Here is a 19885-nt window from a genome sequence, read left to right as displayed (position 1 = left end):
CGTCTGAATGTCCCTTTCCCGCGTCACCGTCACCGCGGTGCGAAATCTGCACCCGGTGACGCTCTCCCCCTCTCCCCGCATTAACATCCTTCATGGCGCCAACGGCAGCGGCAAGACCAGCCTGCTGGAAGCCATTCACCTGCTCGGCCTCGCCCGCTCCTTTCGCAGCAACAAGCTGCTGCCGATGATTCAGTACGAGCAACCGGCCTGTACCGTATTCGGTCAGGTCGAGCTGGCTGACGACCGCTCCAGCAATCTGGGTATTTCCCGTGATCGCCAGGGCGAACTGCAGATTCGCATCGATGGGCAGAATGCGCGCAGCACGGCGCAGCTAGCAGAAGTATTGCCGTTGCAGGTGATCAACCCGGACAGTTTCCGCCTGCTCGAAGGGGCGCCGAAGATTCGTCGGCAGTTCCTCGATTGGGGAGTGTTCCACGTGGAACAACGCTTTTTGCCGGCCTGGCAGCGCCTACAGAAGGCCCTGCGCCAGCGAAACTCGTGGCTGCGGCATGGTACACTGGACGGCGCTGCACAGGCCGCGTGGGACCGTGAGCTGTGCCTGGCCTGCGATGAGTTGGACGGCTACCGACGGGCCTATATCCAGTCCCTCAAGCCGGTGTTCGAGCAGGTGCTGAGTGAGCTGGTGGAGCTTGAAGGGCTGACCCTGAGTTACTACCGCGGCTGGGACAAGGATAAGGCGCTGACCGATGTACTGGCCGCCACCCTGCCCCGCGACCAGCAGCTCGGCCATACCCAGGCCGGACCGCAGCGCGCCGATTTACGCCTGCGCCTCGGCGCACACAATGCCGCGGAGATTCTGTCCCGCGGTCAGCAGAAGCTGGTGGTCTGCGCACTGCGCATCGCCCAGGGGCATCTGCTGAACCAGGCCAAGCATGGCCAATGCATTTATCTGGTGGACGACTTGCCGTCGGAGCTGGATGAGCAACATCGACGGGCCTTGTGCCGACTGCTGGATGATTTGCAGTGTCAGGTGTTCATCACCTGTGTCGATCACGAATTATTGAATGATGGCTGGCGCACGGATACGCCGGTCGCCATGTTCCACGTGGAACATGGCTGTATCACCCAGACACGACCACCGGGAGTGAAGGCATGAGCGAAAACCAAACGTACGACTCCAACAGTATCAAGGTCCTCAAGGGCCTGGATGCCGTACGCAAGCGACCAGGCATGTACATCGGCGACACCGATGACGGCAGCGGTCTGCACCACATGGTCTTCGAGGTGGTCGACAACTCGATCGACGAAGCGCTGGCCGGTCACTGCAGCGACATCAGCATCACCATCCACCCAGATGAGTCGATCACCGTGCGCGACAACGGTCGCGGCATCCCGGTGGACATGCACAAAGAGGAAGGCGTCTCCGCCGCCGAGGTCATCATGACCGTGCTGCACGCCGGCGGTAAGTTCGACGACAACAGCTACAAGGTATCCGGCGGCCTGCACGGCGTGGGTGTCTCGGTAGTGAACGCGCTGTCGAAGGAACTGGTTCTGACCATTCGCCGCAGCGGCAAGGTCTGGGAACAGACCTATGTGCATGGCGTCCCGCAGGCCCCGCTGGCCCCGGTTGGCGATGCCGATGGCACCGGCACGCAGATCCACTTCAAGCCGTCGGAAGACACCTTCCACAACATCCACTTCAGCTGGGACATCCTGGCCAAGCGCCTGCGCGAATTGTCCTTCCTCAACTCCGGTGTCGGCATCGTCCTCAAGGACGAGCGCAGCGGCAAGGAAGAGCTGTTCAAGTACGAAGGCGGCCTCAAGGCGTTCGTTGAATACCTGAACACCAACAAGACCGTGGTCAACCAGGTGTTCCACTTCAACATCCAGCGCGAGGAAGATGGCGTCGGTGTGGAAGTTGCCCTGCAGTGGAACGACAGCTTCAACGAGAACCTGCTGTGCTTCACCAACAACATTCCGCAGCGTGACGGCGGTACCCACCTGGCTGGCTTCCGCTCCGCCCTCACCCGCCACCTGAACAACTACATCGAAGCCGAAGGCCTGGCCAAGAAGCACAAGGTCGCGACCACCGGTGACGACGCTCGCGAAGGCCTGACGGCGATCATCTCGGTCAAGGTGCCGGATCCGAAGTTCAGCTCGCAGACCAAGGACAAGCTGGTTTCCTCTGAGGTGAAAACCGCGGTGGAACAGGAAATGGGCAAGCACTTCGCCGATTTCCTGTTGGAGAACCCGAACGAAGCCAAGGCCGTGGTCGGCAAGATGATCGACGCCGCCCGGGCCCGTGAAGCGGCACGCAAGGCGCGTGAGATGACCCGCCGCAAAGGCGCGCTGGATATCGCCGGCCTGCCCGGCAAGCTGGCCGACTGCCAGGAAAAAGACCCGGCGCTGTCCGAACTCTACATCGTGGAAGGGGACTCCGCGGGCGGTTCTGCCAAGCAGGGCCGTAACCGCAAGACCCAGGCGATCCTGCCGCTCAAGGGCAAGATCCTCAACGTCGAGCGCGCGCGCTTCGACCGCATGATTTCCTCCCAGGAAGTCGGCACGCTGATCACTGCGCTCGGCTGCGGTATCGGTCGCGACGAGTACAACATCGACAAGCTGCGTTACCACAACATCATCATCATGACCGACGCCGACGTCGACGGTTCGCACATCCGTACCCTGCTGCTGACCTTCTTCTTCCGTCAGCTGCCGGAGTTGGTCGAGCGTGGCTACATCTATATCGCCCAGCCGCCGCTGTACAAGGTGAAGAAGGGCAAGCAGGAGCAGTACATCAAGGATGACGAGGCCATGGACGAGTACATGACCTCCTCGGCCCTCGATGATGCCAGCCTGCACGTCAACGAGAATGCCCCAGGCCTGTCCGGCGCGGCGCTGGAGAAGCTGGTCAACGAGTACCGCGCGGTGATGAAGACCCTCGGTCGCCTGTCCCGCGTCTACCCGCAGGACATCACCGAGCACTTCGTCTACCTGCCGCGCGTATCGGTCGAGCAGCTGGCCGACCAGGCCGCCATGCAGACCTGGCTGGACGCCTTCCAGGCGCGCCTGAAGGGCGTCGAGAAGTCCGGCCAGACCTACACCGCTAGCCTGCGTGAAGACCGCGAGCGTCACCTGTGGTTGCCGGAAGTGGAAGTCATGGCCCACGGCCTGTCGAGCTACATCACCTTCAACCGCGACTTCTTCGCCAGCAACGACTACCGCACCGTGACCACCCTCGGCGAGCAGCTCAACAGCCTGCTGGAAGATGGGGCCTACGTGCAGCGCGGTGAGCGCAAGAAGCCGGTCAGCACCTTCAAGGAAGCACTCGGCTGGCTGATGGCCGAAAGCACCAAGCGCCACAGCATCCAGCGCTATAAAGGTCTGGGCGAGATGAACCCTGAACAGCTGTGGGAAACCACCATGGACCCGAGCGTGCGCCGTATGCTCAAGGTGACTATTGAAGATGCCATCGCGGCGGACCAGATCTTCAACACCCTGATGGGCGATGCCGTGGAGCCGCGCCGCGACTTCATCGAAAGCAACGCTCTGGCGGTATCCAACCTGGACTTCTGACCAGGTTGTTTCCCCACAGAAAAAACCCCGGCATGCCGGGGTTTTTTATTGCCTGTCGCTTAGTCGATCAGGCCCACCAGTAGCGCACCACATGGAAGAAGATCGGTGCAGCGAAACACACCGAGTCGAGGCGGTCGAGCATACCGCCGTGGCCTTCGATCATGTGGCCCCAGTCCTTCACGCCGCGGTCGCGCTTGATCGCCGACATTACTAGGCCGCCGGCAAAGCCCAGCAGGTTGACCAGCAGCGCCAGGGCGGCGGCCTGCCAGAAGCTGAACGGGGTGATCCAGCACAGCAGCGCGCCGACCAGAGTCGCCAGGGCGACACCGCCGACGAAGCCTTCGACGGTCTTCGACGGCGACAGCAGCGGCGCGATCTTGTGCTTGCCGGCCAGCTTGCCGCAGACGTACTGCAGCACATCGGAGAGCTGCACGACTATCACCAGCCAGGCGATCAGCAGCAGGTTGCGCCCCTCGTAGCCGGGGATATCCAGGGTCAGCAACGCCGGTACCGCGGAGATGCAGTACACCGCGATCATCAGGCCCCACTGCACCTTGGAGGCACGTTCGAGGAAGCGCGTGGTGTCGCCACCGAGGGAGGCGAGGATCGGCAACAGGAGGAACAGATAGACCGGGATGAAAATGCTGAACATGCCGTACCAGTCGATGCCGATCAGCAGGTACTGCACCGGCAGGGCGAAGTAGAAGGCAGCCACCAGCGCCGGGTAGTCGCTGCGCCGGGTCGGCGTAAGGGTCATGAATTCGCGCAGGGCGTAGAAGGACACGCCGTAGAACAGCACAATCACTCCGGTATTGCCGAACATGAAGGCGGTGCCGATCACCAGCACCATCACCCACCAGGCGTTGATGCGCGCGTTGAGGTTATCGATCACCGAGTTGGGCGTGTCCCCGGCGCGGCGCTTGAGGATAAAACCGACCAGCGAGGCCAGCAGCAGAACGGCGCCGATACCGGCGAACAACAGCAGCGTATTGCGATCCATCTCAAGCCTCCTCGGGCGCGAGTGCCAGCAGGGCGTTGCGCGCACGTTCGAGGAACGCCGCCTTGTCTTCGTCGGCCAGGCGCTCGAGTGGCGCGCCAAAGCTCAGGGTGCACAGCAGCGGCAGCGGCAACGCGCGCCCCTTGGGCATGACCCGGTTGAGGTTGGCGATCCATACCGGGATCACTTCGACCTGTGGATTGGCCTTGGCCAGATGGAACAGACCGCTCTTGAAGGGCAGCAGTGGATCATCGCCGAGATTGCGCGTGCCCTCTGGGAAGATGATCAGCGAGTCGCCCTGGCCGAGGGCATCGAGCATTGGCTGCAGTGGGTTGTGTTCGGGGCTGCTGCGATCACGGTCGACCAGCACGCCGTTGAACACCTGATTGATCAGGAAGCTGCGCAGGCCGCCCTTCTGCCAGTAATCGGCGCCGGCTACCGGACGAGTGGTGCGGCGCAGTTCATCGGGCAACGAGGCCCACAGCAGGACGAAGTCGCCGTGGCTGCTGTGGTTGGCGTAGTACAGGCGTTGCACCGGCTGCGCGGTACAACCCAGCCAGAGCGCCCGAGCTCCAGTGAGCAGGCGCGCCGCCGAGGTGATGGCGAAGGCAACAAATGAAGCGAGCATGGACAACTCCTATCCAGCGAGGGAAAGCCAGGGCATGGCCAGCACAGCAGCCAATGCCAACAGTATTTGCGCCGCCAACCAGGCGACTTGCAGGCGCAACAGCCGCAGTGCGCCACGGCAGCGTTCAGCCCAGGGCCGGTCGACCGAGTTGGCCGGTTGCAGGCCCAGGCTGTGCAGGGCCGCATCGAGCTGGCGGGTGTGCTCGGCAAGCTGCTCGGGTTGGCCTGCCAGGTTGGCGAACAGTTCGGCATCCAGGGCGACCCGCACGGCCCAGTACTTCTGCGCCAGGCCGAGCAGAATCAGCAGGCCACAGAGCACTGCGCTGGCTGGATTGACCTGGCCACTGAGCAGGTGCGCCAGACCCAGGGCCAGCGCCAGCAGGGTCAGCCCGGTGGACAGCTGGTCGAGCAGCCGGCCACGGCGCAGCAGGCCAGCCACCAGTTGCAATTGCATGTCAGTGGCCATGGACGATCTCCAGCGCCGCGGGATGAGCGCGAGTCGGCAGTTGCTGCATCTGCAGCAGTGCCTGCAGCTGAGCAGGACCCAGGACTATCTGCGGTCGAGCCTGGCGGATCTGCTGCAGCGCCGCCGGGACATCCGTGCAGTGGCCATAGCGCAACAGCCAGGCCGCCACGGCGGTGGCACTGCGCGAATAGCCGAGTGCGCAGCAGACCAACAGCGGCCCTTCTTGCCGCAACACCTCGATGGCCTCGGCCGCCTGCAGGCAGGCGTCGGCAGTGGGGGCACAGAGGTCGAGCCAGGGCAGTGCGCGGTAGGCCTTGCCCTGGCTGTCGACTGGCAGCTCGGCACACAGGTCGAGCAGTGCGTTGAACGGCTGGGCCTGCCTTGCCCCAGGCAAGCGCCCGAGCCAGATGCCGTCGACGATCTGATCCGGCTGGGGATGGCGACGGGTCCACAGGCGCGAGTTGAGCCAGGCGCCGGCCAGGTAGGGGGCGAACAACCACAACGCCGCCTGGCTCAGGCGTCCGTTCGCCTGCTTCTGGAAACCCTCGACGCCGATGCAGGCGTAGTTCAGCGCCACCAGCAGCAGCGACAGCGCCGGCCATAGCAGCCAAAGCCAGGCACCGCCTAAGTTGACGGCCAGGGCACTGCACAGCGCTGCGCCCAGACTGTAGCGCAGGGCCAGCCGCCAGCGTTGTGCCGTACGGGCCAGGCTGGCCTGCTGCAGCGGGCTACGTCCATCGATGGGCCACAACCATATGCACAGCCAGCCGGCCAGGGCGCCGGTGGGCACATCGATGAAGTGATGCTGCCAGGTGGTCAGCACCGATAGGCCGATCAGCGCCATCCAGCCGTGCAGCAGGCCACGCAGCAGCATGCCTTGGGTATGCCGGGCGAACATCGCCCAGATGATCACCAGCAGGGTGATATGCAGCGAAGGTGCCTGGTTGAAGGGTTTGTCGAAGCCCATCAGTACGTCGAACATCCAGCCGAAAACTCCGCTCAGTTCCGGGCGCTCGAAGGTGAAACGCAGCGGCCAGAGCAGGAAGCAGGCGACGCAGAGGATCTGCGTGCTGAGCAGGCGCAGGGCGTGACGATCCATTTCCCGGCTGCTGGCCGGGAGCAGGAAGGACAGGCCGTAGAGCAGGTCGATCGACCAGTAGGGCACGATGCTCCATGGCCACAGCGGCATCGCGCTTTCCCAGGCGAATACCAGGCTGCCGACATCCTCGCGCTGAGTGGTCAGCCAGTTGGCGAAGCCGTAGCTGGCGAAGAACAGCGGGCCGAGCAGCAGCAGCCAGAGCACTCCACGCTTCCACAGCCCGGTTTCACGTGGAACAGTGGCGTCCATCAGGACACCCGCTGCGCCAGGGACACGCTGAAGATGCCCCATTCGTCGATGCGCTGTTCCAGCTTGCGGAAGCCGGCAGCGGCCACCAGCTGGTCCATTTCCGCCTGGCTGCGGCGGCGCATGACCCAGGGCTGACCTTCGCGGTGACTGGTCAGGGCGCGGGCGATCAGTTCCAGCTGCGGGTGCCAGGGCTGGCCGGTGTAGATCAGGTAACCACCCTCCTCGACTGCCGCCGCCAGACCTGCCAGCGAGTCGCCGACCATCTGGTTGCTGCCGAACAGCTCGTACAGGCCGGAGACCACCGCCAGCGTCGGCTTCGGATCGAGGGCGGCCAGGTCGGCCTTGTCGAAGGCATCGCCTTTGACGAAGCGGGCGATGGCGCCCAGGCCTTTCTGCTCGATCAGCGCACTGCCGTCGCGCACGTTGATCTCGCTGTAGTCGCGCAGCAGGATCGCGTCCGGCTGCTGTTGCATGCCTTCCAGCGACTCGAGGATGTAGCGGCCGTGGCCGGCAGCGATATCGACGATGCGCACGCCTTTGCCAGACTCGCGCAGTTTGCCCATGGCCAGGCGCAGCAGTTCCTCGGCATGCACCTTGCGCTGGCGGATGCCGCGCCAGCCGATGGAGTTGAGGTAGTTCTGATCGATCAGCCGACCCAGTGCGCTCTTGCCGCTCGGGGTATTGCGGTAGACATAGTCCAGGGTGCTGCCGGAGTCGAAGCCGGTGGCGAAGCCCAGTTTGACCCCGTCGGACAGCCCGCTGCCGAGCTTGAGGCCGGCCCGTGTGGCGCGCCAGTACAGGTCGCCGAGCGAGTTGCGCGGTAGCGGCGCGGCCAGCTCCTCGGCTTCCGCGCAGGTGGCGCCGAGGCGGTCGGCATCCAGCAGTGTGGGGCGATTCAGCGGCTCCTCGAAACTGCGCAGGATGAAACGCCGCGCGCGCACCAGGGCATGGGCGCGGTCGCGCTCGCCGAGGGTGTCGTGGAAGAAGCCGGGGAGGATGTGCTTCTCCTTGCGCAGGCTGCCCAGGCGCTCGAAGAACTGTTCCTGCGGCTTGCGATGGACGACGAAGTCGGCGCCGGAGATCAGCAATTGGGTGGGGATCTGGATTGCCTGAGCGTCAGCCACTACCCGCTCGGCGGCATCGTAGAGGCCGAGCAGCATATTCACCGAGATCGGTCGGCTGATCAGCGGGTCGTTCTCGAACGAGCGGATGCGCTCGGGGTCGTGGCTGAGGAAGCGCGCTTTGACGTAACTGTTGACGAAGAAATTGCCGCGCCAGGCGCGCATCAGCTTCAGGCCGGGACGGGCGAAGGGCACGTAGAGCTTGACCTTGAACGCCGGCGAGGCGAGCACCAGGCAGCGGATCTGCGGTGCGTAGTCGTGGGCCCAGGTCGACACCACCACGGCGCCGACGCTCTGCGCCAGCACGGCCATGTCCTGCTCGGCGATGGCGTGCTTGGCGCGGATATGCTCGATAAAGGTCTGCACGTCGCGCACGCTGGTGGCGAAGCTCGGACTGTCGCCGCGGTCGCCGGGCGACAGGCCATGACCACGGGCATCCCAGGCGAAGAAGTCGAACGCAGGCAGGTCCAGCTCGCCCGGCAGGTGGGCCATGCGTCCGCCGTGCTCATGGCCGCGGTGGAACATCACCACGGCCTGGCGTGGGCCTGCAGTCGGCGTGGTGGCGGGCCAGTGGCGATAGAGCAGCTCGACGCCATCGTGGGTGGTGAAGATGTGGTTCTGAGATTCGCGCATCGAAATATCCTTATTCCGATCAGGAGGGTTGTGTCGCCTCGGCCAGACCTTGGCGCACGCGGTTGCACAGGGTGTACAGCAACAGGGCCAGAATCACTGCGAGCAGCCCGTTTATCCAAGACGCCGCCAGCAGACCGCACGCCACACCGGCACCCAGCACGCCGAAGCAGAAGGCGCGGTCGCTCTTGCCCATGGGCCCGTCGTAGCGCCGGCCGGAACCGACCATCGGGCCGAGCACGCCGGCGTATTCGCTGATCACGGCGAACAGCACCACCAGCACCACCAGCAGCGGCGAAACTCCAGGCAGCAGGGCGAACGGCAGGTACAGGGCACTGTCGGCGATCACGTCGCACAGTTCGTTGAGGTAGGCGCCGAGCTTGGACTGCTGGCCGAACTCGCGGGCGAGCATGCCATCCACGGCATTCAGCGCCATGCGCAGCAGCATCCACAGCGGGATCAGGGCGAACAGCCAGACGTGGCTGATAAAGACGGCGAGGAGCACACCGAGCAGCAGCGAAATGATGCCGGCGGCTAGGGTCACCTGGTTGGCGGTGACGCCGCGATCGAACAGGCGTTGTACGCCGGGACGCAGCAGATTCTGGAAACGCGGTTTGAGCTGGTAGATCGACAGCATGAACGAAATTCCTTTTCTAGCGGGCCCGGCAGTCAGCTCCAAGCTTAGCCGTATTGGGCGGTTCTCTGCCGTGCGCAGCGCATGGATTTACCAGCTGCGGCGGGGGCTTGCGGAAAAACTTATGCCCCGCCGGGCATGTTCCAGAAAATCAGCTAATAACCATTTTATTCAATGACTTGCGGCGAGTAATGGCACTCTGCCGGTATTTTGCCCACAGCTTATCCACAGTTGGACTGTCAGACCACTTCGGGCGTTTCTGTCGCCGTGCTCTGCATGGGCACGCCGGAAATCCGCTGCTGGGTCTGCTGCACCCAGGCGAAGGCGCGCTCGTTGAGTTCGGCAATCGCCCGTGGGCCACTGCCCTCGGCATGCATCACCGGGCCGATCACCACCTTGATAGTGCCCGGGTATTTGGCCCAGCCGTGCTTGGGCCAGAACTCGCCGGCGTTATGGGCAATCGGCAGCACCGGCAGGCCGGCATTCACCGCCAGCGAGGTGCCGCCGCGGGAGAACTTGCCGATCTGCCCCGGCGGGATGCGCGTGCCTTCCGGGAAGATCAGCACCCAGGCGCCCTGCCCCAGGCGTTCATGGCCCTGCTTGGCCAGTTGCTTGAGCGCCGCCTTGGGATTGCTGCGGTCGATGGCGATGGGCTTGAGCATGGCCATCGCCCAGCCGAAGAATGGCACGTAGAGCAGCTCGCGCTTGACCACCTGCGACAGCGGCTCGAACAGCGCGGACAGGTAGAAGGTTTCCCAGGTGCTCTGGTGCTTGGCGAGGACCACGCAAGGCTGCTGCGGGATGTTCTCCAGGCCTTCGACTTCGTAGCGCAGGCCCACCACGGTTTTTGCCAGCCAGGTGGCGCAGCGGCACCAGGCCTGGATGACGAAACGGTAGCGCGCGCGAAACGGCAGAAAAGGCGCGATGAACACGCAGAGGATGCACCAGAAGAAGGAGCTGGAGGACAGCAGCAGGTAGAAGAGGAAAGTTCTGAGGGCCTGCACTGTCGTCATGGGGGCTCGAGTTCTCTAGAGAAGAAGCTGATCGGCGATGGCCGCCAGATCATCGAATATCAGGGTTCCCGCTGGCAATGGTTTGCTCAGGGTGCGTTCGCCCTTGCCGGTTTTTACCAGTACGGGCTGGCAATGGACGGCCAGCGCGGCGTCGAGGTCACCACGGCTGTCGCCGACGAACCAGACGCCTGCCAGTTCTGTGCCGTAGTGCGTGGCAATCTGCTCGAGCATACCCGGCTTGGGCTTGCGGCAGGCACAGCCATCGTCCGGGCCGTGCGGGCAGTGCACGATCAGGCCGACTTCGCCGCCCTGCTCTGCCACCAGCTCACGCAGGCGCGCGTGCATGGCGTCGAGCGTGGCCAGGTCGTAGTAACCGCGTGCCAGGCCGGACTGATTAGTGGCCACGGCCACGATCCAACCGGCCTTGCTCAGGCGGGCGATGGCCTCGACCGCGCCGGGCAGTGGCAGCCACTCCTCCAGCGACTTGATGTAGGCGTCGGAGTCGTAATTGATCACGCCGTCGCGGTCGAGGATCAGCAGCTTCATCGATCAGCCCAGCAGCGAGATGTCGGCGACGCCGAGGAACAGGCCGCGCAGTTTGGCCAGCAGGGCGTAGCGGTTGGCCCGTACGGCGGCATCCTCGGCGTTGACCAGCACCGCCTCGAAGAACGCATCCACCGGCTCGCGCAGGCTGGCCAGCTGCTCCAGCGCCTCGCGGTAGCGGCGCGCGGCGGCCAGCGGGGCCACGGCCTGTTCGGCGGCGGCCACGGCGGCGGCCAGGGTCTGCTCGGCACCGGCTTCCAGCAGCGCGTTGTCGACGCTGGCCGGGATCTGCCCGTCGAACTTGCCCAGCAGGTTGGACACGCGCTTGTTCGCCGCGGTCAGGGCCTCGGCTTCGCTGCGCGCGCGGAAGGCCTGCACCGCTTGCACGCGCTGGTCGAAGTCCAGCGGCGCGGTCGGGTTGAGGGCGCGCACGGCCTGGTACACGGCGACGGCGACGCCTTCGTCTTCATAGCGCGCACGCAGGCGGTCGAAGATGAAGTCCTGCACCTGGGCGGCCAGGCCGTCGGCCTTGACCTTGTCGGCGTACTGCTCGATGGCGAAGGCGATGGCTGCGCCCAGGTCCAGGTCCAGCTGCTTCTCGATCAGGATGCGCAGCACGCCCAGCGCGGCACGCCGCAGGGCGTAGGGGTCCTTGGAACCGGTGGGCAGCATGCCAATGCCGAAGATGCCGACCAGGGTGTCGAGCTTGTCGGCCACCGCCACGGCAGCCCCGGTGAGGGTCTGCGGCAGCTCGGCGCCGGCGCCGCGCGGCATGTACTGCTCGTTCAGCGCCAGGGCCACGTCGTCGGCTTCGCCGTCGTGCTTGGCGTAGTAGTAGCCGGCGATGCCCTGCATCTCCGGGAACTCGCCGACCATCTCGCTGGCCAGGTCGCACTTGGACAGGATGCCGGCGCGGGCGGCGCGAGTGGCGTCGCCGCCGATACGTTCGGCGATAAAGCCGGCCAGGGCGGAAACCCGCTCGGCCTTGTTGAACACGCTGCCGAGCTGGGCCTGGAACACCACGTTGGCCAGGCGCTCGTTGTGTTTCTCCAGCGGCTGGCGCTTGTCCTGCTTGAAGAAGAACTCGGCGTCGGTGAGGCGCGGACGCACCACTTTTTCGTTGCCGGAAACGATCTGTGCCGGGTCTTTCGACTCGATGTTGGCCACGGTGATAAAGCGCGGCAGCAGCTTGCCGTTGCCGTCCAGCAGGCAGAAGTACTTCTGGTTGTCCTGCATGGTGGTGATCAGCGCTTCCTGCGGCACGTCGAGGAAACGTTCCTCGAACGAGCAGACCAGCGGCACCGGCCATTCGACCAGGGCGGTGACTTCATCCAGCAGCGCCGGCGGCACGATGGCGGTGCCGTTCTCGGCCTTGGCCAGCTCGGCCACGCGGGCGGCGATCTGCTCGCGGCGCTTGGCGAAGTCGGCGACCACGAAGGCGCCGCGCAGATCATGGGAGTAGCTGGCCGGGCTCTCGATCGCCACTTCGAAGTTGGCGTGGAAGCGGTGGCCGCGGGACATGCGCCCGGCCTTCTGGGCGAGGATTTCGCAGTCGACCACATGCTGGCCGAAGAGCATCACCAGCCACTGGCTGGGGCGGACGAATTCGGTCTTGCCGGCGCCCCAGCGCATGCGCTTGGGGATCGGCAGGTCGTTCAGCGCTGCGCTGACGATATCCGGCAGCAGGCTGACGGTTTTCTGCCCAGCGATGGACTGGCTGAACTTCAGCTTCGGACCACTCTGATCGATCTGGCTCAGCTCGACGCCACACTTCTTGGCGAAGCCGAGTGCAGCCTGGGTCGGGTTGCCGTCCTTGTCGAAGGCGGCCTGCACGGGCGGGCCATCGAGATTGATGGTGCGATCCGGCTGCTGGCTGGCGAGCGCCTCGACCAGCACGGCCAGACGGCGCGGCGCGGCGTAGTAGCGGGCCTTGGCATAGCCCAGTCCGGCGGCCTTGAGACCCTTCTCGACGCCGGCGAGGAAGGCTTCGCCGAGGCTGTTCAGGGCTTTCGGTGGCAGCTCTTCGGTGCCCAGTTCAACCAGGAAATCGTGGGCGCTCATTCTGCAATCTCCTTCTTGTTGCCCAGTACTTCGTCGGCAAGGAGACCGGACTCAGCAAGCTTGGCCAGTACTTCATCACGCAGTTCGGGGCTGGCCATCGGGAAGCCGAGCTTGGCGCGGGCCTGCAGGTAGCTTTGCGCCACGGCGCGGGCCAGGGTGCGCACGCGCAGGATGTACTGCTGGCGCGCGGTCACCGAGATGGCACGGCGGGCATCCAGCAGGTTGAAGGTGTGCGAGGCCTTGAGCACCATTTCGTAGGTCGGCAGCGGCAGCTGCAGTTCGATCAGGCGGTTGGCTTCGGACTCATAGAAATCGAACAGCTCGAACAGCTTGTCGACGTTGGCGTGCTCGAAGTTGTAGGTGGACTGCTCCACCTCGTTCTGGTGGAACACGTCGCCGTAGGTGACCTTGCCGAACGGGCCGTCGGTCCAGACCAGGTCATACACCGAGTCGACGCCCTGCAGGTACATGGCCAGGCGTTCCAGGCCGTAGGTGATTTCGCCGGTGACCGGGTAGCACTCGACGCCGCCGACCTGCTGGAAGTAGGTGAACTGGGTGACTTCCATGCCGTTCAGCCAGACTTCCCAGCCCAGGCCCCAGGCGCCGAGGGTCGGCGATTCCCAGTTGTCCTCGACGAAGCGGATGTCGTGGACCAAGGTGTCGACGCCGATGCGGCGCAGCGACTCCAAGTACAGATCCTGGATGTTCGCCGGGTTCGGCTTGAGCACCACCTGGAACTGGTAGTAGTGCTGCAGGCGGTTGGGGTTCTCGCCGTAGCGACCGTCGGCCGGGCGGCGGGACGGCTGCACGTAGGCGGCGTTCCAGTTCTCCGGGCCGATGGCACGCAGGAAGGTGGCGGTGTGGAAGGTGCCGGCTCCCACTTCCATGTCATAGGGCTGCAGGATCACACAACCCTGCTCGGCCCAGTAACTCTGCAGGGCAAGGATCAGACCTTGGAAGGTGCTCACGTCGGGCGTAGTCTGGCTCACGAATTTCACCGGTATCGAGGCTTGGGCATAAAGCCGGGCAGTATACCCGATCAATTCTGCGGAAAGCGCAAGGAAGGCCCCATGCCACGCTGCTTCTGGTGTAACGACGACCCGCTGTACATCGCCTATCACGACCAGGAATGGGGCGTGCCGCTGCGTGATCCGCAGCGCTTGTTCGAGCTGCTGTTGCTGGAAGGTTTCCAGGCCGGCTTGTCGTGGATCACCGTGCTGAAGAAGCGTGCGCGCTACCGCGAAGTGCTGTGGGGTTTCGAGGTGCAGCGCCTGGCGCAGATGAGCGACGAGGAAATCGAGCACTTGCTGCAGGACCCCGGCATCATCCGTAACCGTCTCAAGCTCAAGGCCGCGCGGCAGAATGCCCAGGCCTGGCTGAAGCTGGAGGATCCGGTGGCGTTGCTCTGGTCGTTTGTCGGTGGCGCGCCGCAGATCAATCACTTCGCTGGCCGTGGCGAAGTGCCGGCGGTCACGGCGCAAGCCGAGGCAATGAGCAAGGCGCTGAAGAAGCTTGGCTTCACCTTCGTCGGCCCGACCATCTGCTATGCCTACATGCAGGCAGCCGGCATGGTCATGGATCACACCACCGACTGCGATCGCTACCCCGCACTGCGCAGCTGAACCGCACGCGCACAGTCGCTACAATGCCCGCCCTCTTTCCCCTCAGGAGTTGCTCGTGGAGAAGTTCAAAGGCGCCCTGGTCGTCGGCTTTCTGCGCTTGTTCGCCCTGCTGCCCTGGCGCGCTGTGCAGGCGGTGGGCGGCGCCATCGGTTGGTTGATGTGGAAATTGCCCAATAGCTCCCGCGAGGTGGCGCGAATCAACCTGGCCAACTGTTTTCCCGAGCTGTCTCCTGCCGAGCTGGAGCAACTGCTCGGCCGGGCGCTGATGGATATCGGGCGCACCTTCACCGAAAGCGCCTGCGCGTGGATCTGGCCGGCGCAGAAATCCATCGATCTGGTGCGTGAAGTCGAAGGCCTGGAGGTGCTGCAAGCGGCGCTGGCCTCTGGCAAGGGCGTGGTTGGCATCACCAGTCACCTGGGCAACTGGGAGGTGCTCAATCACTTCTACTGCGCCCAGTGCAAACCGATCATTTTCTACCGGCCGCCCAAGCTCAAGGCGGTCGATGAACTGCTGCAAAAGCAGCGCGTGCAGATGGGCAACAAGGTCGCCGCCTCGACCAAGGAAGGTATCCTCAGCGTGATCAAGGAAGTGCGCCGCGGCGGTGCCGTGGGCATCCCGGCCGACCCGGAGCCGAGCGTGTCGAGTGGCGTGTTCGTGCCTTTCTGCGCCACCCAGGCGCTGACCAGCAAGTTCGTGCCGGGCATGCTGACTGGCGGCAAGGCGGTTGGCGTGTTCCTGCATGCGCTACGCCTGGACGATGGCTCGGGCTACAAGGTGATACTCGAAGCGGCGCCTGCAGGCATGTACAGCGACAACGTGGAAGAAGGCGTGGCGGCCATGAGTCAGGTGATCGAACGCTATGTGCGGGCCTACCCCAGCCAGTACATGTGGAGCATGAAGCGTTTCAAGAAGCGCCCGCCTGGCGAGAAGAAGTGGTATTGATGCCGCGGCCGATAGCTATTAACGTCTGATCACTTACCACTGGCTCACGACAGGACTGGCATGGACAACAAGCGCGAGCACAACCGCACCCCGCTCAAGGTCCAGCTGCGCATCGACCATCCGGTGCACGGCCAGATGCTGGTGACTACCCGTGATATTTCCGACAGCGGTGTGTTTGTGGTGATCGACGACGCCCAGCGCCTGCTGCAGATCGGCGAGCAGGTCAGTGGTCAGGTGCAAGGCCTGCCCATCGAAGCGCCGGTGGTGCAGATGGAAGTGGTGCGCTTCGAGCCCAGTGGGGTGGCGCTGATCTTCCAGCGCGATTAAGGGTTAGTCTAGGGTGCGCTGTGCGCACCTACTGGATTCCACCGTCCTGACCGGCTGCTTTTTCCAGGCGCCGCAGAAACACCAGCATTTCCTTTTCCGTCTGCTTGTCGCCGCGCTTGCGTGCCACTTCCAGGCCGTTGTGCCAGGCCTGGCGCGCCTCTTCGCCGAAGCCCTGACGCTGGCAGGCCTGCCCCAGTAGTTTCCACGCCGCCGAATAATTGGGGTCGAAACCCAGGCACTTCTGCAGGTGCTCGGCGGCCCGTGCCGGCTCGCCGGCATCCAGGTAGCCCTTGCCCAGGCCGAAGCGCAGCAGGGCGTTGTCGACGCCCTTGGCCAGCAGCTTTTCCAGGCTATCCGGTGTGGTCATGGTCGTGGTCTCAGAAGAAGGTCAGGCCAACCTGGAACAGGCGCTCCACGTCGCGGATGTACTTCTTGTCGACCAGGAACAGGATCACATGGTCACCCGATTCGATCAGGGTGTCGTCGTGGGCGATCAGCACTTCCTCGTCGCGGATGATTGCGCCGATGGTGGTGCCTGGCGGCAGGGCGATTTCCTCGATCATCCGTCCGACCACCTTGCTCGACTTGGCGTCGCCATGGGCGATGGCCTCGATGGCCTCCGCCGCACCGCGGCGTAGCGAGTGCACGCTGACGATATCGCCACGGCGCACGTGGGTCAGCAGGGTGCCGATGGTGGCCAGCTGGGGGCTGATGGCGATGTCGATATCGCCGCCCTGGACCAGGTCGACATAGGCCGGGTTGTTGATGATGGTCATCACCTTGCGCGCGCCCAGGCGCTTGGCCAGCAGGGACGACATGATGTTGGCCTCGTCGTCGTTGGTCAGGGCGAGGAAGATGTCGGCGTCGTTGATGTTCTCTTCCACCAGCAGGTCGCGGTCGGAGGCGCTGCCCTGCAGGACGATGGTGCTTTCCAGATTCTCCGAGAGGTAGCGGCAGCGTGCCGGGTTCATCTCGATGATCTTCACCTGGTAGCGGCTTTCGATGGCCTCGGCCAGGCGCTCGCCGATGTGTCCGCCACCGGCGATCACCACCTTCTTGTAGCTGTCTTCGAGGCGACGCATCTCGCTCATTACCGCGCGGATGTGCGCCTTGGCGGCGATGAAGAACACCTCGTCATCCGCTTCGATCACCGTGTCGCCCTGCGGCATGATCGGTCGGTTGCGCCTGAAGATCGCCGCCACCCGGGTATCGACGTTGGGCATGTGCTGGCGCAGCTGCTTGAGCTGCTGGCCGACCAGCGGGCCGCCGTAGTAGGCCTTGACCGCCACCAGCTGGGCCTTGCCCTCGGCGAAGTCGATGACCTGCAGGGCGCCCGGGTATTCGATCAGGCGCTTGATGTAGTTGGTCACCACCTGCTCGGGGCTGATCAGCACGTCGACCGGGATCGCCTCGTTGTCGAACAGTGCTTCGCGGGTCAGGTAGGCCGACTCGCGCACCCGGGCGATCTTGGTCGGGGTGTGGAACAGGGTGTAGGCGACCTGGCAGGCGACCATGTTGACTTCGTCGCTGTTGGTCACCGCCACCAGCATGTCGGCGTCGTCGGCGCCGGCCTGGCGCAGCACGGTGGGGAAGGAGCCGCGGCCGACCACGGTGCGGATATCCAGGCGGTCGCCGAGGTCGCGCAGGCGATCGGCATCGGTGTCAACCACGGTGATGTCGTTGGCCTCGCCGGCCAGGTGTTCCGCCAATGTGCCGCCGACCTGGCCGGCACCGAGGATGATGATTTTCACGCGATCACTCCGTTAGCCGCGTGACGCGGCAATCTTGATCAGCTTGGCATAGTAGAAGCCATCGTGGCCGTCGACTTGCGGCAGCAGCTGGCGGCCGTGGGTCGAAGGCACGCCGAAGGCGCCGGAAATGGCCAGCTCACGCGCACCGGGGGTGCGGGTGAGGAAGGCGGCGATGTTTTCGCTGTTTTCCTGTGGCAGCACCGAGCAGGTGGCGTAGAGCAGCACGCCGCCGACTTCCAGGGTCGGCCACAGGGCATCCAGCAGTTCGCCCTGCAGCTGCGCCAGGGCGGCAATGTCGTCGGCCTGGCGGGTCAGCTTGATATCCGGATGGCGGCGAATTACCCCGGTGGCCGAGCAGGGTGCGTCCAGCAGGATGCGCTGGAACGGCTGGCCGTCCCACCAACTGGCGGTATCGCGGCCGTCGGCGGCGATCAGGGTGGCCTGCAGGCCGAGGCGGTCGAGGTTCTCGCGCACCCGCAGCAGGCGGCTGGCCTCCAGGTCGACGGCGACCACTTCGCTCAGGCCCGGCTCGACTTCGAGCAGGTGGCAGGTCTTGCCGCCCGGCGCGGCGCAGGCATCCAGCACCCGTTGGCCGGGGGCCAGGTCGAGCAGTTCGGCGGCCAGCTGGGCGGCTTCGTCCTGCACGCTGAGGCGGCCGTTCATAAAGCCCGGTAGGGTCTTCACGTCGCAGGGCGCAAGCAGGCGGATACCGTCGCGGCTGAAGCTGCAGGGCTCGGCCTCGATGCCGGCCGCGCGCAGCTCATTCAGGTAGTCATCGCGGCTGCCGTGGCGACGGTTGACCCGCAGCAGCAGCGGCGGATGCTCGTTGTTGGCGGCGCAGATGGCTTGCCAGTGCTCGGGCCAATCGGCCTTCAGGCGCTTCTGCAGCCAGCGCGGGTGCGCGGTGTGCAGCACCGGGTCCTTGTCCAGGCTGGCGCAGAGTGCCTCTCCGTCGCGCTGGGCATTGCGCAGCACGGCGTTGAGCAGGCCCTTGAGCGAGGACTTCTTCAGCTTGTCGACGCAGGCCACCGTCTCGCCGATCGCCGCGTGGGCCGGGATGCGCGTGTAGAACAGCTGGTACAGGCCGATCAGCAGCAGGGCCTCGACATCGCGGTCGGCGGCCTTGAAGGGTTTTTGCAGGAGTTTTTCGGCAAGCAGGGCCAGGCGCGGTTGCCAGCGCGCGGCGCCGAAGGCCAGGTCCTGGGCCAGGCCACGGTCGCGCGCCTCGACCTTGTCCAGCAGCGGAGGCAGGCTGCTGCCCAGCGAGGCCTTGCCATTCAGTACGGCGGCCAGGGCACGCGCGGCGGCCAGGCGTGGGTTCATTGTCCCAGCACCAGGCCGACGGCGAACTGCTCGCGGCGGCTGTTGTACAGGTCGGCGAAATTCAGCGGTTTGCCACCCGGCAGTTGCAGGCGGGTCAGGCGCAGGGCGCCTGTGCCGCAGGCCACGGTCAGGCCGTCCTTGCTCGCCGCGAGGATCTGTCCGGGCTGGCCGGTGCCCTCGCCCAGGCTGGCGGCCAGCACTTTCAGCGGTTCGCCATGCAGTGTGCTGTGGCAGATCGGCCAGGGGTTGAAGGCGCGGATCAGGCGCTCCAGTTCGTCGGCCGGGCGGCTCCAGTCCAGGCGCGCCTCGTCCTTGTTCAGCTTGTGCGCGTAGGTGGCCTGGCTGTCGTCCTGCGCTTCGCCGTGCAGCTCGCCGGCGGCCAGCTTGCTCACCGCTTCGACCACTGCCGCCGAACCGAGCTGGGCCAGGCGGTCGTGCAGGCTGCCGCCAGTGTCGGCGGCGGTGATGGTGGTGCTGACCTTGAGCAGCATCGGCCCGGTATCCAGGCCGGCCTCCATCTGCATCACGGTGACGCCGCTGCTGGCGTCGCCGGCCTGCACCGCGCGCTGGATCGGCGCGGCACCGCGCCAGCGTGGCAGCAAGGAGGCGTGGCTGTTGATGCAGCCCAGGCGCGGGGTGTCCAGCACCACCTGCGGCAGGATTAGGCCGTAGGCCACCACCACCATCAGGTCTGGCTTGAGCGCCGCCAGTTCGGCCTGGGCGGCAGGGTCACGCAGGGTCTGCGGCTGGTATACGGCAATCCCATGCTGCAACGCGAGTTGCTTGACCGGGCTGGGGGCGAGCTTCTGCCCGCGTCCGGCCGGGCGGTCCGGCTGGGTGTAGACGGCGACGATCTGCCGGCCGGCATCGAGCAGGGCCTGCAGGTGCTGGGCGGCGAATTCCGGGGTGCCGGCAAAGACGATACGCATGGATCACTCACTGCTG

The 19885-nt window shown here is 65.1% G+C and carries 18 protein-coding genes and 1 pseudogene; 5 read left to right on the top strand and 14 right to left on the bottom strand.

From position 1 onward, the window contains the following. Positions 1–7: 7 nt before the first annotated feature. Together recF and gyrB are read left to right on the top strand one after the other, a co-directional pair. Positions 8–1109: pseudogene (gene recF / locus LRS11_RS05335) on the top strand (DNA replication/repair protein RecF). 4 nt (positions 1110–1113) lie between these two features. Next, positions 1114–3534: a DNA topoisomerase (ATP-hydrolyzing) subunit B gene (gene gyrB / locus LRS11_RS05330; RefSeq protein ID WP_260495868.1), complete on the top strand. Its 2421-nt coding sequence runs from the start codon at positions 1114–1116 to the stop codon at positions 3532–3534. A 67-nt stretch (positions 3535–3601) separates the two neighbouring features. On the opposite strand, the gene LRS11_RS05325 is transcribed toward gyrB, so the two are convergent. From LRS11_RS05325 to glyQ, 10 genes are all read right to left on the bottom strand, one after another. Then, on the bottom strand, positions 3602–4534 hold the full coding sequence (locus tag LRS11_RS05325; protein WP_260495866.1) for a phosphatidate cytidylyltransferase: 933 nt from the start codon (positions 4532–4534) through the stop codon (positions 3602–3604). Between the two features lies 1 nt (position 4535). Then, complete coding sequence (locus tag LRS11_RS05320; RefSeq protein ID WP_260495865.1) at positions 4536–5159, bottom strand: lysophospholipid acyltransferase family protein; 624 nt, start codon at positions 5157–5159, stop codon at positions 4536–4538. Between the two features lie 9 nt (positions 5160–5168). Further along, entirely contained in the window at positions 5169–5624 is a 456-nt protein-coding gene (locus LRS11_RS05315; protein WP_260495864.1) for a hypothetical protein, read from the bottom strand. Beyond that, positions 5614–6972, bottom strand: coding sequence for a phosphatase PAP2/dual specificity phosphatase family protein (locus LRS11_RS05310; RefSeq protein WP_260495863.1), 1359 nt, complete (start codon positions 6970–6972; stop codon positions 5614–5616). Before LRS11_RS05310 ends, LRS11_RS05315 begins: the two co-directional genes overlap by 11 nt. Then, a complete protein-coding gene (locus LRS11_RS05305; RefSeq protein WP_260495862.1) occupies positions 6972–8726 on the bottom strand; it encodes a bifunctional alpha/beta hydrolase/class I SAM-dependent methyltransferase in 1755 nt (584 codons plus the stop codon). Before LRS11_RS05305 ends, LRS11_RS05310 begins: the two co-directional genes overlap by 1 nt. Positions 8727–8745: 19 nt before the next feature. Then, a complete protein-coding gene (locus LRS11_RS05300) occupies positions 8746–9360 on the bottom strand; it encodes a CDP-alcohol phosphatidyltransferase family protein (protein WP_260495861.1) in 615 nt (204 codons plus the stop codon). A gap of 236 nt (positions 9361–9596) precedes the next feature. Continuing rightward, positions 9597–10370 carry a 1-acyl-sn-glycerol-3-phosphate acyltransferase gene (locus LRS11_RS05295; RefSeq protein WP_260495860.1) on the bottom strand — a complete coding sequence of 258 codons (774 nt, stop codon included), beginning with the start codon at positions 10368–10370 and terminating at the stop codon, positions 9597–9599. 15 nt (positions 10371–10385) lie between these two features. After that, complete coding sequence (gene gmhB, locus LRS11_RS05290) at positions 10386–10916, bottom strand: D-glycero-beta-D-manno-heptose 1,7-bisphosphate 7-phosphatase (RefSeq protein WP_260495859.1); 531 nt, start codon at positions 10914–10916, stop codon at positions 10386–10388. A gap of 3 nt (positions 10917–10919) precedes the next feature. After that, positions 10920–12974, bottom strand: coding sequence for a glycine--tRNA ligase subunit beta (gene glyS, locus LRS11_RS05285; RefSeq protein WP_260495858.1), 2055 nt, complete (start codon positions 12972–12974; stop codon positions 10920–10922). Beyond that, complete coding sequence (gene glyQ / locus LRS11_RS05280) at positions 12971–13963, bottom strand: glycine--tRNA ligase subunit alpha (protein WP_260495857.1); 993 nt, start codon at positions 13961–13963, stop codon at positions 12971–12973. Before glyQ ends, glyS begins: the two co-directional genes overlap by 4 nt. 81 nt (positions 13964–14044) lie before the next feature. On the opposite strand from glyQ, the gene LRS11_RS05275 reads away from it, so the two are divergent. The 3 genes from LRS11_RS05275 to LRS11_RS05265 are packed head-to-tail and all read left to right on the top strand — an operon-like array spanning position 14045 to position 15866. After that, the gene (locus LRS11_RS05275; protein ID WP_260495856.1) at positions 14045–14596 is read left to right on the top strand and encodes a DNA-3-methyladenine glycosylase I; all 552 of its coding nucleotides are present in this window, start codon (positions 14045–14047) and stop codon (positions 14594–14596) included. 55 nt (positions 14597–14651) lie between these two features. After that, positions 14652–15539 carry a lysophospholipid acyltransferase gene (locus LRS11_RS05270; RefSeq protein ID WP_260495855.1) on the top strand — a complete coding sequence of 296 codons (888 nt, stop codon included), beginning with the start codon at positions 14652–14654 and terminating at the stop codon, positions 15537–15539. 60 nt (positions 15540–15599) lie between these two features. Beyond that, positions 15600–15866 carry a PilZ domain-containing protein gene (locus tag LRS11_RS05265; RefSeq protein WP_260495854.1) on the top strand — a complete coding sequence of 89 codons (267 nt, stop codon included), beginning with the start codon at positions 15600–15602 and terminating at the stop codon, positions 15864–15866. Positions 15867–15894: 28 nt separating this feature from the next. Here LRS11_RS05265 and LRS11_RS05260 read toward each other — a convergent pair whose 3' ends face one another. From LRS11_RS05260 to fmt, 4 genes are read right to left on the bottom strand one after another with little or no spacing between them, the layout of a single operon-like run. Next, complete coding sequence (locus LRS11_RS05260; protein ID WP_260495853.1) at positions 15895–16233, bottom strand: tetratricopeptide repeat protein; 339 nt, start codon at positions 16231–16233, stop codon at positions 15895–15897. A 10-nt stretch (positions 16234–16243) separates the two neighbouring features. After that, a complete protein-coding gene (gene trkA, locus LRS11_RS05255; protein ID WP_260495852.1) occupies positions 16244–17617 on the bottom strand; it encodes a Trk system potassium transporter TrkA in 1374 nt (457 codons plus the stop codon). Between the two features lie 12 nt (positions 17618–17629). Further along, a complete protein-coding gene (rsmB, locus tag LRS11_RS05250) occupies positions 17630–18940 on the bottom strand; it encodes a 16S rRNA (cytosine(967)-C(5))-methyltransferase RsmB (RefSeq protein WP_260495851.1) in 1311 nt (436 codons plus the stop codon). Continuing rightward, the gene (fmt, locus tag LRS11_RS05245; protein ID WP_260495850.1) at positions 18937–19869 is read right to left on the bottom strand and encodes a methionyl-tRNA formyltransferase; all 933 of its coding nucleotides are present in this window, start codon (positions 19867–19869) and stop codon (positions 18937–18939) included. The genes rsmB and fmt overlap by 4 nt, the downstream gene beginning before the upstream one ends. Between the last annotated feature and the right edge of the window lie 16 nt (positions 19870–19885).

Source organism: Pseudomonas sp. J452 (genome assembly GCF_024666525.1).
Taxonomy (GTDB): Bacteria; Pseudomonadota; Gammaproteobacteria; order Pseudomonadales; family Pseudomonadaceae; genus Aquipseudomonas.
The sequence above is the reverse complement of the archived record's forward strand: the minus strand, read 5'-3'. Positions and strand labels throughout refer to the sequence as shown.